This window comes from Curtobacterium oceanosedimentum (genome assembly GCF_040545555.1).
In the GTDB taxonomy this organism is placed as follows: domain Bacteria; phylum Actinomycetota; class Actinomycetes; order Actinomycetales; family Microbacteriaceae; genus Curtobacterium.
Genome location: NZ_JBEPMD010000013.1, coordinates 1 through 14,189 on the forward strand (window position 1 = coordinate 1; position 14,189 = coordinate 14,189).

A 14,189-nucleotide genomic window follows, 5' to 3' on the forward strand; every position below is an offset into this window, starting at 1 on the left:
GTGGACACCGCGGCCGGGGGCGGCGCCGGGTCTTCTTCGCGCCCCCCCGGGGGGGGGGGGGGGCGGGGGCCCCGCGGCCCCCGCGCCTCCCGTCCGTCACTCGGTCGCCTCGGCCTCGGAGAGCTCGCGCCGCGCGCGGTACCGACGCGCGCGCAGGCTGACGACGACCGCCGAGGCGAGGATCGCGATCCCGGAGCCGACGAGCACGGCCAGCACGCCTTCGTCGAGGATCTCCTCGTTCCGGGAGAACGCCAGCTCGTTCATGAGCAGCGAGACCGTGAAGCCGATCCCGCCGAGCACGCCGACCGTCACGATCGACCAGAACGACAGCGTCGACCGACCCGGCGCGCGGAAGATCCGCGTCGCGACGGCCCCGAAGAGCGTGATGCCGATCACCTTCCCCACCGGCAGGGCGAGCACGACGGCCCAGAACGTGGGGGAGAGCTCACCGATGCCGACGGCCGGGATCACCACCGCAGCCGAGGCGAACGCGAACACCGGCAGGACGACCGCGTTCGACCACGGCTCGACGTTCTCGTGCAGGGTGTGCCCCGGACGACGCGGCAGCACGAGCCCGAGCGCGACGCCGGCGATGGTGGCGTGCACGCCCGAGTGGTACACGAGCCACCACGTGACGAGCCCGACGAGCACCATCGCGGCGATGACCCACACCTGACCGTCCCGGCCGGGGCGGAGCATCCGACCGAGCACGGCGAAGACCACGAGGGCGACGACCGCTCCGCCGAGCGCGAGGAAGTCTGTGCCGTGCGCGAAGACGACGGCGATGATGACGATCGCGATGAGGTCGTCGAGCACCGCGAGCGCGAGCAGGAACACGCGGAGCGTGGAGGGCAGCCCTCGGCCGAACATCGCCAGGACACCGAGCGCGAACGCGATGTCCGTCGCCGTCGGGATCGGCCACCCGTGCTGGTACGGCGTGCCCGAGGTCACCAGGAGGAAGATCCCCGCCGGGACGAGCACACCGCCGACCGCCGCGATGGCCGGGATGACCGCCGTCTTCGGGTTCGACAGCTCACCGTCGAGGAGCTCCTGCTTCAGTTCGATCGCGACGAGCAGGAAGAACACCGCGAGCAGGCCGTCGCTGATCCAGTGCGAGACGGACAGGTCGAGGCCGATCGCTCCCCACGGCGAGTGCGCGTCGAGGGCCCGTTCGAGGCCGGGCCCCAGCGGCGAGTTCGCCACGATCAGGCCGAGCACGGCGGCGGTCAGGAGCGCGATCGCGCTGAAACGGGGGGAGCGGACGAGTGCCGACATGGATCTCCGACGGTGTGCGGGTACGGGAGGATGACCGTCGACCAGACTTCCCGACACACCAGGGGCGAGTCTACCGGAGCGGCCTGCGTGCGAGCATGGCGCCATGACCGCCGTCACGGACCTCGTCGAAGTCGTCGACCGCCTGCTCGCTCCCGAGGGCGGGTGCGTGTGGAACCGCGCGCAGACCCACGCCTCACTCGCGCGCTACGCCGTCGAGGAGTCGTACGAGCTCGTCGACGCGATCGACTCCGGTGACGACGAGGAACTGCGCGAGGAACTCGGCGACGTGCTCTACCAGGTCGTGCTGCACGCCGGGCTGGCGGCGGCGGACGGGCGCTTCGACCTCGAGGACGTCGCCGCCGATGCCCGGGACAAGATGGTCCGCCGGCACCCGCACGTGTTCGGCTCCGAACGGGCCGACACCGAGGCCGAGGTCGTCCGGGTGTGGCGGGCGGCGAAGGCTGCCGAGAAGGCCGCACGGACGAGTGTGGTCGACGGGGTCCCGCGGCCGATGCCGCCGCTCGAGCGGGCCGTGAAGCTGCTCGAACGCCTGGAGGAGCGTGGGGACGCCGCCACGGTCGTCGCCGCCGTCGTGCGCGCGCCGGAACAGGAGGTCGCGGGGACGGACGGGACGGCCGGCGCCGCGAGCGGGGCGGTGGACGTGGTGGATGCGGCGGACGCCGTGGACGCCGCGGACGAGCGGTGGGGTGCGGGGATGCTCGCCGAGGTCGCGGCCGCGCGGGAGGCGGGGATCGACGTGGTGGCGAGCCTGCGGGCTGCGGTGACCCGGCTGGAAGCCGAGGCGCGCGTCGGGGAGTGAGGCGGGCCTCCCGGACGAGGGATCGGGAAGGCTCCCGATCAGAGAAGCGGGCACCCTCCCAACCCGAAAAAGGAGGGTGCCCGCGAGCGGGACACGACGTGCCAGGGGGACACGTCGACAGGGACGCCCGCTCGAACCACGGGGCACCGTTGCAGCACACCGGCCCCGCGAACGACCTGGTGATCGGATCAGGAGACCACCAGACCGAGGTTCTGCATCCAGAGTATCAGTGGGTCGGCAGGCGTGCAAGGTCCTGCCCCGGTTCTGGCAGGATTGGCGCATGGCGACGACCGTGACGGCCCCCCGTGGCATGCGTGACTTCCTCCCGGCGGAGAAGGCCCGCCGCGAGCACGTCCTGGGCGTCGTGCGCGACGTCTACGCGCGGCACGGCTTCGACGAGATCGAGACCCCGGTCGTCGAGGACGCCGCACGCCTGCACTCGGGCCTGGGCGGCGACAACGAGAAGCTCGCGTTCGCGGTCATGCGCCGCGGGCTCACGACGGAGGACCTGCAGCAGGCCGGTGCCCCGCTCGACCTCGCGGACCTCGGGCTCCGGTTCGACCTGACGGTCCCGCTCGCCCGCTTCTACGCCTCGCACCGTGCCGAGCTGCCGTCGGTGTTCCGCGCCGTGCAGATCGCGCCCGTCTGGCGTGCCGAGCGCCCGCAGAAGGGGCGCTACCGGCAGTTCGTCCAGTGCGACATCGACATCCTCGGCGAGCCGGGGCAGCTCGCGGAGATCGAGCTCATCCGCGCGACCACCGCGGCGCTCGACGCGCTCGGCATCGCGGACACCACCATCCGCATCAACGACCGACGGATCCTGCTGGCGCTGCTCGCGTCGTGGGGGATCACCGACCCCGGCGCAGCGGACCGAGCGCTCATCACCGTCGACAAGCTCGACAAGATCGGTGCCGACGGCGTGGCCGCCGAGCTCCGCGAGACGATCGGCGCCGACCTGCCCGGGCTCGAGGACACCATCCGCGCGCTCGAGGCTGCGGACTGGGGTTCGGTCGCGGGAGCGCCGTGGCTGGACGCCGAGGCCTTCGCGGACCTGCTCCGGCTGCGCGAGGCCCTGCCGGGCGTCGACCTGCGCTTCGACCCGACGCTCGTGCGCGGCATGGGGTACTACACGGGGACGATCTTCGAGGTCGCCCACCCGGACTTCGGCTACAGCCTGGGCGGCGGCGGTCGCTACGACGGCATGATCGGACGCTTCCTCGGACAGGACGTCCCCGCGGTCGGCTTCTCGCTCGGGTTCGAGCGGCTGGTCGACCTCGTCATGCTGCCGGAGTCGGCCGAGTCCGACGCGGTCGTGCTCCTGTACGACAAGGACGTCGACCCGGTCCGCCTCGCGGCGCTCAAGTCCGAGGCGCTCGCATCGCACCGCCGTGTGCGCCTCGAGCGTCGGCCGAAGAACACCAAGAACCTGCTCGCAGGTCTCGCCGAGCAGGGGTTCGCGGCCTTCGCGAGCGTCCGCGCCGACACCGAGAGCCTGGAGGGTGTCGAGTTCCGCCCCTTGGCGTGAACTCCTCCACACCCGACGTCATCCGCGGCGAGGCGTCCACCGTGCCTCGGTAGGATCGACCCGCTGTCCACCACAACCGAACTCGTAGGGAGTACCCCGTGGCCCAGATCGATGCCGTAGGCGCACGCGAAGTCCTCGATTCCCGAGGCAACCCGACGGTCGAGGTCGAGGTCCTCCTCGACGACGGCGTGGTCTCGCGCGCGCTCGTCCCGTCCGGTGCCTCCACCGGTGCGTTCGAGGCGTACGAGCTCCGCGACGGCGACGCGAACCGCTACGGCGGCAAGGGCGTCCTCAAGGCCGTCGACGCCGTCCTCGACGAGATCGGCCCGGCGCTCGAGGGCTTCGACGCCACCGACCAGCGTCTCGTCGACGCCGCGCTCATCGAGCTCGACGGCACCGAGAACAAGTCCCGTCTGGGCGCCAACGCGATCCTCGGCGCCTCGCTCGCCGTCGCCCGTGCCGCTGCCGACTCCGCCGACCTGCCGCTGTTCCGCTACCTCGGCGGCCCGAACGCGCACACGCTGCCCGTCCCGCTCATGAACGTCGTCAACGGTGGCGCGCACGCCGACACCAACGTCGACATCCAGGAGTTCTTCCTCGTGCCCTACGGCGCCGAGAGCTTCTCCGAGGCCCTGCGCTGGGGTGTCGAGACCTACCACGCCCTCAAGGGCGAGCTGAAGAAGCAGGGTCTCGCGACCGGCCTCGGCGACGAGGGCGGCTTCGCCCCCGAGCTCGCCTCGAACCGCGCCGCGCTCGACTTCCTGCTCGCCGCGATCGAGAAGGCCGGCTTCACCCCGGGCAAGGACATCGCGCTCGGCCTCGACGTCGCCGCGACCGAGTTCTTCCACGACGGCAAGTACGCGTTCGAGGGCAAGCAGCTCTCGAGCGAGGAGTTCACCGGGTACTTCTCGGACCTCGTCGCGAACTACCCGCTCGTCACCATCGAGGACGCCCTGGCCGAGGACGACTGGGAGGGCTGGAAGCACCTCACCGCCGAGCTCGGCTCGAAGCTCCAGCTCGTCGGCGACGACCTGTACGTCACGAACCCGAAGCGCCTGCAGCGGGGCATCGACGAGCAGGCCGGCAACTCGATCCTGGTCAAGGTGAACCAGATCGGCACGCTGACCGAGACCCTCGACGCCGTCTCCCTGGCGCACCGCCACGGCATGACCGCGATCCTGTCGCACCGCTCGGGCGAGACCGAGGACACCACCATCGCCGACATCGCGGTGGCCGTCGACGGCGGCCAGATCAAGACCGGCGCCCCGGCCCGTTCGGACCGCGTCGCGAAGTACAACCAGCTGCTCCGCATCGAGGAGGAACTGGGCGACGCCGCCGTCTACGCCGGCCGCACCGCGTTCCCCCGCGCCGCCGCGCTCTAGGTCGCACACCGCACGGTCCGAGACGCCGTCCTCCTTGCGGGAGGGCGGCGTCTCGCCGTTCCCGGGCGCTCGCGTCGACGGCATCGAGCGGGCCCGATCTGTCACGCTCGGCGCTCGAGACCGACGAATCGCGCCGGCTCGACGGACGTGAGCGGCATGTCCTGCCCGCTCGGCAGCCGGCCAGCCCATCGGCAGCCGGCCAGTCAGCCCACGGGCAGCCGGCCAGCCAGCCCATCGGCAGCCGGCCCGCCCACCGGCAGCCAGCCACCCAGGCGGCCCACCACCGGATGGGAGGCGCGTGGCGGCCGCCGCGCCGCGCCTCCCGGCCGCTGGGAGGGTGCCGAAGGACGCGTGCCGGTCCGCGTGCCGGGCCACGTGACCGACCGGGGCCGGTTATCGTCGAGCCGTGCCCAGCCAGAAGCCCCGCGTCCGCCGCATCCCCGTGGCCGTGCCGGAGTCCGGCGCGCACGAGCAGCCCTGGTACCGGTCCATCCGGTTCTCGGGCTTCAGCCTGCTCATGCTGGCGATCATCGTGCTGTTCGTCGTCGTGCTCGCACCCTCGCTGCGCACCCTGATCCAGCAGCAGGAGCAGATCGCGCAGCAGCAGCGCGAGGTGGCGGCGCAGAAGGCGGACGTCAGCCAGAAGAAGCAGGACGTCGCGCGGTGGGACGACCCGGCCTACATCGAGGCGCAGGCCCGCGACCGGCTGCTCTACGTGTACCCGGGCGAGGAGAGCTACCTCGTGATGGGCGCGGAGCAGGCGAAGGGGTCCGACCGGACCGAGACCGACTCGGGCAGCCCGGTCAGCTCGACGGTGCAGACACCCAAGGTCGACTGGGTGCAGGCGATGCTCTCCAGCGTGCTGCAGTCCGGCCTGACCGAGAAGACCACCGAGCAGCTCGTGGCCCCCGACGTCTCCGGCACCGGGGACCCGACCGGCGCCGCCACCAGCGACGGCAAGTAGGCCCCTGGACCGCAGCGTCGTCACGGAGTAGGACGGCGAGCGGGACTCGGGTAGGCTCACGTGCCCGTGACGACCCCTCCCTTCGACCCGCCGTCCGACCGCGACATCCAGGTCGTCTCGGCGCAGCTCGGGCGACCGGCCCGCGACGTCGTCGGGATCGCGGCACGGTGCGTGTGCGGCAACCCCACCGTCGTGTCGACGAAGCCCCGACTCGCGAACGGCACCCCGTTCCCGACGTTCTACTACCTGTGCCACCCTGCCGCCACCGCGGCCGTGAGCACGCTCGAGGCGAACCACGTCATGCCCGAACTCGCCGCGCTGCTCGAGGACGAGACCGTCGCGGCGCAGTACCGCGCGGCCCACGAGTCCTACCTGGCGGACCGCGAGTCGATCGAGCACGTCGACGAGATCGACGGCATCAGCGCCGGTGGCATGCCCACCCGTGTGAAGTGCCTGCACGCCCTCGTCGGCCACGCCCTCGCTGCCGGACCCGGCGTCAACCCCATCGGCGACCTCGCGCTCGAGCGCGTGGACTGGTCGCCCTCCCGGTGTGAGTGCCGGGCGTATGATGGCATCGCAGACGCTGGAGTCGGGGCGGGTGGCGGCGAAGTCTGACCAGCCTCCCGGCAAGCAACCACCCCACTCCAAGGAGATCATCCCCCGTGCCCAAGATCCTCGTCGTCGGCGGCGGCTACGCCGGTTTCTACACCGCCTGGAAGCTCGAGAAGCACCTGCGTCAGGGTGAAGCCGAGGTCACCATGGTGGACCCGCTCCCGTACATGACGTACCAGCCGTTCCTGCCCGAGGTCGCCGCCGGTTCGATCGAGCCGCGCCACGCGATCGTCTCGCACCGTCGTCACCTGAAGAAGACGCGCGTCGTCACGGCCAAGGTCACCAAGGTCGACCACGCCACGAAGACCGCGACGATCACCCCGGCCGAGGGCGAGGCGTGGGAGGAGTCCTACGACCAGATCGTCATGACCGCCGGCGCCGTCTCGCGCACCTTCCCGATCCCCGGCGTCGCGGACGAGGCCATCGGCCTGAAGACCATCGAGGAGGCCGCGGCGATCCGCGACAAGATCCTCACGAACTTCCACAAGGCGGCGAACCTGCCGGCCGGTCCCGAGCGTGACCGCCTGCTCACCGTCGTCGTGGTCGGCGGTGGCTTCGCGGGCATCGAGGTGTTCGCCGAGCTCCGCTCCTTCGCATCGGACCTGCTGAAGAGCTTCCCGCAGCTGTCCTTCGACGACACGCACTTCCACCTGGTCGAGGCGATGGGGCGCATCATGCCCGAGGTGTCGCTCGAGACCTCGCACTGGGTGCTCGAGAACCTCGCGTCGCGCGGGGCCACGGTGCACCTCGAGACCCAGCTGGCCTCGGCCGAGGGCGGCGTCTGCCAGCTCAAGGCCAAGGACGAGTCGATCGAGACGATCGAGTCCGACCTGATCATCTGGACCGCCGGCGTCATGGCGAACCCGATGGTCAAGGGCACCGACTTCCCGCTCGAGCAGCGCGGTCGCATCCGCGTGCAGCCCGACCTCCGCGTGGTCGATGACAACGGCGTGATCGCCGACGCGTGGGCCTGCGGCGACGTCGCGGCCGTGCCGGACCTGACCGGCGGCGGTGTCGGCGGCTTCTGCGTGCCGAACGCCCAGCACGCCGTGCGTCAGGCGAAGCAGCTCGCGAAGAACCTGGTCGCGGTCATCCGCGGCGAGGCGACGAACGACTACAAGCACGAGAACCTCGGTGCCGTCGCGGGCCTCGGTCTCGGCACCGGTGTGTTCCAGTCCGGCAAGTTCGCCATGAAGGGCTTCCTGGCCTGGGGTGCGCACCGCGGGTACCACGGTCTGGCGATGCCGTCGTGGGAGCGCAAGTGGCGCGTCATCGGCGACTGGGTCGGCGGCTTCTTCCTGGGCCGTGACATCGCGTCGCTCGACGACCGCGAGACGCCGCGCGCCGCGTTCGAGGCCTTCGCGTCGCGTCCGAAGCCCGCTGCCGCCGAGGAGCCCGCGGCCGTCGCTGCCCCGGCTCCGGCAGAGGGCCAGCCGGCCGACGCCGCCGGCCCCGCGTACGCCACCCCGGCCGAGGACGTCTCGAAGGACGCCGAGCCCGTCGCGGCTCCGGCGGACGCCAAGTAGCACCAGGCGCCAGACGACCGACGGCCGTCGCCCCCGCGTGGGGCGGCGGCCGTCGTCGCATCGGTAGGCTGTTCCGGGCCGCCCCCGTGGCCCAATCGGTAGAGGCATGCGACTTAAAATCGCCGAGTTGTGGGTTCGAGTCCCACCGGGGGTACCACGAGACCCGGGTCCGCCGCCGCGAGACTCGGCCTGAGCGACGATCCTCGGGCCGCGACCCGCGAGTCCTGTCGCTCGGCCCGAGACTCGGGACCAGCGCCGCGGCCGGGAGCACCGCCACGGCCGCGTACCATCGAGTCCCGTGGTCGGACTCGGAAGCGCCCTCGCGAACCTGCGCAACGCACTCAACCGACCCGAGGCACACGTCGAGGTCGTCGACGGTGAGACGGTCCCCACCGGCATGCTGCTCGGCACCCTCGGGGCCCTGCTGCTCGACGCAGGCAGCTCCGTGACCGACGTCCGCTCCGCGCTCGAGAAGGCCCGGGACGCCGCGGGGGTCGGACCGACGCTCGCCGTGGGGGTCCTGCCCGCGCTCGTCATGGTCAGCGAGGTCGCCACCGGCGCCGCCACGATCGTGAACGCCGAGGGCGTGGAGCTCTCCTCCCGCCAGGCAGCGCGCGCGAACCGACTGGTGCTCGGTCTCGAGCGCGGGTCGATCGCCCTCGCCGAGATCCCCGCCCGCGTGCGCGCCATCCGTGCGGGCACCGTCCCACCGCCGGCGCTGCCCTGGATCACCGGCAACGCGCTGACCTCGGTCGGCCTGGCCGTCGTGTTCCGCTGCCCCTGGTGGGCGATCGTGCTCGCGCTCGTCGTCGGTGCGCTCGTCGGCGTGCTCAGCCTGGTGCTCCGGCGGTTCCGCGAGGCCGTCGCGATCATCCCGTTCCTCGCCGCCTTCATGTCGACGAGCGTCGTCGGCCTCGTCGCCGCCGGCACCGGCTTCGACCACGTGCCCCTGTTCGCCGTCTGCGCACCCGTGGCGGTGTTCGTGCCCGGTGCGCTCATCACGAACGCGCTGCTCGAGCTCACCGCCGCCGACATCGTGACCGGCGCCTCGCGGCTCGTCCAGGGGCTCATCACGCTCGGCTTCATGGCCGCGGGCATCGCCGCCGGCAGCGCGCTGACCGGGCTGCGGGTGGACCCGTCGTCGGCGGCGCTCGTCGGCGAGGTCGCCGGCGTCGGGACCCTCCGGGGTGGTTGGGAGGCCGTCCCGTCCTACTGGGTGTCCTGGGTCGCGGTGGCCGGCCTGGCCGTCGGTCTCGGGCTGGTGTTCCGCTCCGGGTGGCGGCTGACCGTCGTGTCCGTCGCCGTCATGATGAGCGCCTACGCGGTCGTGAGCGGCACGACGCCCGTCTGGGGCAGTGTCGTCGCGACCGGCGCCGCGGCCGCGCTGCTCTTCGTCGCGACCCGCCTGCTCGAGCGGCTCGTGCCGGTGATCCCGGCGACGGTGTCGTTCTTCCCCGCGTTCCTGCTCCTCGTGCCCGGCACCGTGGGGCTCGTCGCGGTCACCACCTTCGACCCGGTCGCACTCGGCGTCCCACTCGCGACGTTCGTGAGCCTGTGCATCGGGACGAAGATCGGCGGCCTGCTGCCCGGCCTGTTCCGCCGGAACGCTCCGCACCGCACCACCTGACGCGGGTGGGTACCCGACGGACGGGAGGCTCGTGGCGGTCCGCGCTCGCGCCTCCCGTCCGGTGCGTGGGCCGGGAGGCGCGTGGCGGCCGTGCGGCATGCCTCCCGTCCGGTCGATGCGGGCTGGGAGGTGCGTGGCGGCCGTGCCGCAGGTCCCCTGTCCGGTGCGTGCGAGCCGGCGCGACGTGGCGGTCGGACCCGGCGCCTCCTGTCCGACGGGCGACTGGCGACCGTGCGGCCGTGGCCGGTCAGCTGCGCGACGCGGGTGTGCGCGTGCTCGAGCCGCGCACCCAGACCCAGCAGCAGGCGACCGCGAGGGCGCTCACGCCGGCGGCGACTGCGGTCTCCGTCGGGGAGGGAACGGCGGGCGCCGCCCCGCCCGTGGCGAGCGCCGCCAGCACCACCGCGCCGGCCGTGAGCGCGACCCAGCGCGCACGCGCCTCGGTGACGAGCGCCGCACCCGCCGAGCCGCGGAACGGCAGGAGCGTCACGACGAGCGCGCCGACGGCCCCGACGCACAGCGTGGTCGCGAACTCGGCCGTCAGCGTCGTCCAGAACCCGGAAGCGTCCACGAGCGAGTGCAGGACCCAACCGGCCGCGGCGACGCAGAGCAGCGCGATCGAGCGTGCCGTGGCGCTCCGGACACCGCGGGCAGCGCTCGTCCCCAGACGCAGGGCGGCGGTGTCGGCGCCGGGACGTCCGACGGGGACGAGCACCGCTCCCACGACCAGTGCGGGGGAGAGGTCGGCGACCCGGGTCAGGGTGCACCCCACGACGGCGGCGAGCACGAGCCACGGCGAGACCCGGAAGCCGACGGCGGCGCGGTCCCGGTCGGCAGCCCAGCGGGAGGCCAGGACGACGACGCCCGTGGTGACGGCCGACCCGAGCAGCACTCCGAGCGCCAGGCGGACGTAGCGGGCCTCGAGCGAGACACCGACGCCGAGCAGCGTCGTCACGACGACGATCCCGACGCCCACGGCCGCCGCGGCCCAGGTCGGCATGACCTCGTCGCCGAGCCGTCGGTCCGTCCGGGAGCGGTTGCGGCCGAGCAGGGCGGCGAACGGGTTGCGGAGGCGGCCGCGAGCGGCGGCCCCGACCAGGGCGAGCGGGACGGCGACGAGCAGGAGGAACCCTGCCGCGATCCCGGTGGCGAGCAGCACCGTGCCCCAGGAGAACGACGCCTGGACGGTGCGGACTCCGCGGTCGTACGCGGTGCTGGCGGACCAGTCGCCGGCAGGGCCGGACCAGTCGGGCCGCCCGGAGGCTCCGCCTCCGGTGCCGGTGCCGGTGCTCCCCGTCGAGCCGGTCGTCCCGCCGCCCGTGTGACCGTCGGTCGGACCGCCACCGGCGGCACCGCTCGCATCCGGCGTCGCGCCCGGCGCGCCGGACGCCGTGGTCGCTCCGTCGGGGGCGCCGGAGGCGTTCGCGCTCGGTCCGTCGGTCGGCGCGGCGGTCGGGCCGGACAGGACGATGCGGACCGCCGTCGAGGACGGCGAGGAGTTGCCGGCAGCGTCCTGCTGCATGGCGCTCACGCTCCGGGTACCGGCACGGGCGGCGGCGCCCGTCGTCGTGCACGCCCACCGGCCGTCCGCCCCGACCTCGGCACGGCACACCGGTGAGCGGTCGAGGTAGACCGTGAGGACCGCGCCGGGCTCACCGGTCCCGCGCACGGTGAAGGGCTGCGAGCGCACGCGCTCGTCGGACCCCGGCGCCGTGACGACCGGCGCTGCCGGGGCGGTCCGGTCGACCACGATCGTCCGCGGGTCGGACGGGGCGCTCCGCAGGTCCGAGCGGAAGCCGCTCGCGGTGCTCGCGGTCTGGGCTGCGGAGACCGTCACGCGGCCGTCCCGGGTGTCGCCGGGCAGCGTGACCGTCCAGTGGCCGCTGGCGTCCACGCGCGCGGTGCGGTCCGCCGGGGAGCCGGCGACCGACACGGCCACGGTGGCTCCCGGGAGACCGGTGCCGGACAGGGGACCGGACGTCGGTCGGTCCGTCGTGACGGCCGGCGGGACCACGACGTCGGACGCCGGCGCGCGCGAGGACCCGAGCGTGGTGTCCGTCTCGTCGGTCACCGTGAAGACCTGCTGCGGACCCGAGCGCACGGTGGCGATGCACGCCCACGAGCCGTCCGACGCGACCGCTGCCGCGCATCCGGTCGAGCCGGTGGTCGCCGGACCGGAGACGCGCACCTGGTGCCCGGGGGTACCGCTGCCGTGGAACCGGACGGTGGCGGTCGTGACGTCACCGGGATCGGCGATGGTCGGGCGGACGGCGGGACGGTCCGTCGGGGACGGCGAGGGGGAGTCGGTGTCCGGCGGCAGCGTGCCGAACTGGGGGAAGGGCGTCGGGGACGCCGTCCGGGCTCGGACGTCCTGCTGCGGCGCGGTGGTCGCCGTGGGGGCGGGCGGCGCGACGGTCGCCGCGGAGGCGGGTGGTGCGGCGAGCAGGACCGCTCCGGCCGTCATCACGATCGCCAGCGCCGCGGTCAGCAGTCCGGTCCGCGATCGGGGTCGACCGACGGGACCGCCGCCTCCGACCGTCCTCGTCTGCACGTTGTCCCCGAGCGTGTCCACCACCTCCATCACACGTGATGATCGGGCTCGGGTCAATCCACCACCCGGATGATGTGTCCCGCGACGTGTGCTCGTACCCACGCTCGGGTGGAGGTCGCCGCACGGCTGGTGTACGCCACTCGGGAATCACCCGTGAACCATCCTGCGGGAACGGGTCGGTCCGGTGCGCCTCGGTACACTCGTGGACGGTCGTTCCACGGCCACGCACCGGTCGCTGTCCCACCGCGCCGGACCCGACGCGCAAAGGAGTACGCCCAGATGGACACCGGACTCGTCACGACGCTGATCGTCGTCGGAGTGGTGGTGGTCCTGCTCGTCGTGATCGGGATCTACCTCTGGGTGACCTACAACTCGCTCGTCACGCTGAAGCTGCGCGTGGACGAGGCGTGGAGCGACATCACGGTGCAGTTGAAGCGCCGCGCGGACCTCATCCCCACGATCGTCGACACGGTGAAGGGGTACGCCGCGCACGAGAAGTCCGTCTTCGAGTCGGTGACGCGTGCCCGGGCCGAGACCCTCGGCGCCGGTGACGCCTCGAGCGCCTCCGTGGCAGAGGGACACATGCAGAAGGCCCTGAAGAGCGTGTTCGCCGTCGCCGAGGGCTACCCGCAGCTGCAGTCGAGCCAGAACTTCCTGCAGCTGCAGTCGGAGCTCGTCGACACCGAGGACAAGATCCAGGCCGCACGACGCTTCTACAACGGTGGCGTGCGTGAGCTGAACACGAAGATCCGGGTCTTCCCGAACTCGACGTTCGCGAAGAGCAAGGGCTTCACCGAGGCGACGTTCTTCGAGACGGCCGAGCCCGCGGCGATCGCCGAACCGCCGCGCGTCCAGTTCTGACCTCGACGAGGGCGGCCTGACCCGTGTACAGCGCCATCGCGCGGAACAAGCGCAACACCGTCGTCATCATCCTGGTCTTCCTGATCATCGTCGGGGCACTCGGGTTCCTGGGCGGCTACCTCGCGGGCAACGTCTCGGTCGGCGTCATCGTCCTCCTGGTCGCACTCGGGTACGCGCTGCTCCAGTACTTCCTGGCCGGACGACAGGCCACGGCCATCGCGGGCGGCATCGAGATCGACCGGAACACGGAACCGCGGCTCTGGCGGACGGTCGAGAACCTGGCGATCACCAACGGCATGCCGATGCCACGGGTGTTCGTCATCGAGGACCCGGCGCCCAACGCCTTCGCCACCGGTCGTGACCCGGAGCACGCCACCGTCGCGGCGACGACCGGGCTGCTGGCGATCATGGACGACAGCGAACTGCAGGGCGTCATGGCCCACGAGCTCGGGCACGTCAAGAACTACGACATCCGCGTCTCGACGATCGTCTTCGGCCTGGTCGTCGCGGTCGGGTTCCTGGCGGACGTGCTCCTGCGCATCTCGATCTTCAGCGGGTTGAGTGGTCGCGGGCGGAACAACGACAACGGCGGCGGTGGCGGCAACCCGATCCTGATCATCGCGGGGCTCGTCGCGGTGCTCGTCGCCCCGATCGCGGCCGCCGCGGTGCAGGCCGCCGTCTCCCGGCAGCGCGAGTACCTCGCCGACGCCACGGGCGCGCTGACGACGCGGTACCCCGAGGGGCTCGCCCGCGCGCTCGAGAAGCTCGAGGCGTACGGCCGACCGACACGCACGCAGAACTCGTCGATGGCGCACCTGTGGATCGCCGACCCGATGCGCCCGGGTGTGATGGACCGGCTGTTCTCGACACACCCGCCGCTGCCCGACCGGGTCGCTCGACTCCGGGGGAGCCTCGACCGGTTCTGACACAGCGGTCGTCGAGACGCCGGCGTCTGCGCGAGGCGGCCTCGCACCGCGGTCGTCGATACGCGGGCGTGTGCGCGAGACGGCCTCGCACCGTCGAGACGCGGTCGGAAGTCGCGGCGT

General features: G+C 72.7%; 11 protein-coding genes and 1 tRNA gene. 10 read left to right on the forward strand and 2 right to left on the reverse strand.

Going from position 1 to position 14,189, the window contains the following annotated elements; translation table 11 throughout:
- Nucleotides 1–96: 96 nt before the first annotated feature.
- The gene (nhaA, locus tag ABIC52_RS13140) at nucleotides 97–1,275 is read right to left on the reverse strand and encodes a Na+/H+ antiporter NhaA (protein ID WP_209823141.1); all 1,179 of its coding nucleotides are present in this window, start codon (nucleotides 1,273–1,275) and stop codon (nucleotides 97–99) included.
- Nucleotides 1,276–1,378: 103 nt separating this feature from the next.
- Here nhaA and ABIC52_RS13145 point away from each other — a divergent pair, with 103 nt between their 5' ends.
- The 8 genes from ABIC52_RS13145 to ABIC52_RS13180 all read left to right on the forward strand — a co-directional run bounded on the left by ABIC52_RS13145 (nucleotide 1,379) and on the right by ABIC52_RS13180 (nucleotide 9,731).
- Complete coding sequence (locus ABIC52_RS13145; protein WP_354027544.1) at nucleotides 1,379–2,095, forward strand: MazG family protein; 717 nt, start codon at nucleotides 1,379–1,381, stop codon at nucleotides 2,093–2,095.
- Nucleotides 2,096–2,375: 280 nt separating this feature from the next.
- Nucleotides 2,376–3,620 (forward strand): histidine--tRNA ligase, encoded by a 1,245-nt coding sequence (gene hisS / locus ABIC52_RS13150; protein ID WP_354027545.1) that lies wholly within the window; start codon nucleotides 2,376–2,378, stop codon nucleotides 3,618–3,620.
- Between the two features lie 98 nt (nucleotides 3,621–3,718).
- Nucleotides 3,719–5,002, forward strand: a complete 1,284-nt coding sequence (gene eno / locus ABIC52_RS13155) for a phosphopyruvate hydratase (RefSeq protein WP_058728084.1) — start codon at nucleotides 3,719–3,721, stop codon at nucleotides 5,000–5,002.
- A 406-nt stretch (nucleotides 5,003–5,408) separates the two neighbouring features.
- Complete coding sequence (locus ABIC52_RS13160) at nucleotides 5,409–5,966, forward strand: FtsB family cell division protein (protein WP_126890966.1); 558 nt, start codon at nucleotides 5,409–5,411, stop codon at nucleotides 5,964–5,966.
- Nucleotides 5,967–6,032: 66 nt separating this feature from the next.
- Nucleotides 6,033–6,581: a DUF501 domain-containing protein gene (locus ABIC52_RS13165; protein ID WP_126890965.1), complete on the forward strand. Its 549-nt coding sequence runs from the start codon at nucleotides 6,033–6,035 to the stop codon at nucleotides 6,579–6,581.
- Between the two features lie 47 nt (nucleotides 6,582–6,628).
- Entirely contained in the window at nucleotides 6,629–8,104 is a 1,476-nt protein-coding gene (locus ABIC52_RS13170) for an NAD(P)/FAD-dependent oxidoreductase (RefSeq protein WP_209677609.1), read from the forward strand.
- An 80-nt stretch (nucleotides 8,105–8,184) separates the two neighbouring features.
- A tRNA-Leu gene (locus tag ABIC52_RS13175) sits at nucleotides 8,185–8,261 on the forward strand.
- A 141-nt stretch (nucleotides 8,262–8,402) separates the two neighbouring features.
- Entirely contained in the window at nucleotides 8,403–9,731 is a 1,329-nt protein-coding gene (locus ABIC52_RS13180; protein WP_126890963.1) for a threonine/serine exporter family protein, read from the forward strand.
- Between the two features lie 247 nt (nucleotides 9,732–9,978).
- Here the strand turns inward: ABIC52_RS13180 and ABIC52_RS13185 are convergent, their stop codons facing one another.
- Entirely contained in the window at nucleotides 9,979–12,312 is a 2,334-nt protein-coding gene (locus tag ABIC52_RS13185) for an Ig-like domain-containing protein (protein ID WP_354027546.1), read from the reverse strand.
- 249 nt (nucleotides 12,313–12,561) lie between these two features.
- Between ABIC52_RS13185 and ABIC52_RS13190 the strand changes: the two genes are divergently transcribed.
- The gene (locus ABIC52_RS13190) at nucleotides 12,562–13,143 is read left to right on the forward strand and encodes a LemA family protein (protein ID WP_126892688.1); all 582 of its coding nucleotides are present in this window, start codon (nucleotides 12,562–12,564) and stop codon (nucleotides 13,141–13,143) included.
- Between the two features lie 23 nt (nucleotides 13,144–13,166).
- Nucleotides 13,167–14,069 carry a M48 family metalloprotease gene (locus ABIC52_RS13195; protein ID WP_126892687.1) on the forward strand — a complete coding sequence of 301 codons (903 nt, stop codon included), beginning with the start codon at nucleotides 13,167–13,169 and terminating at the stop codon, nucleotides 14,067–14,069.
- Nucleotides 14,070–14,189: the final 120 nt, after the last annotated feature.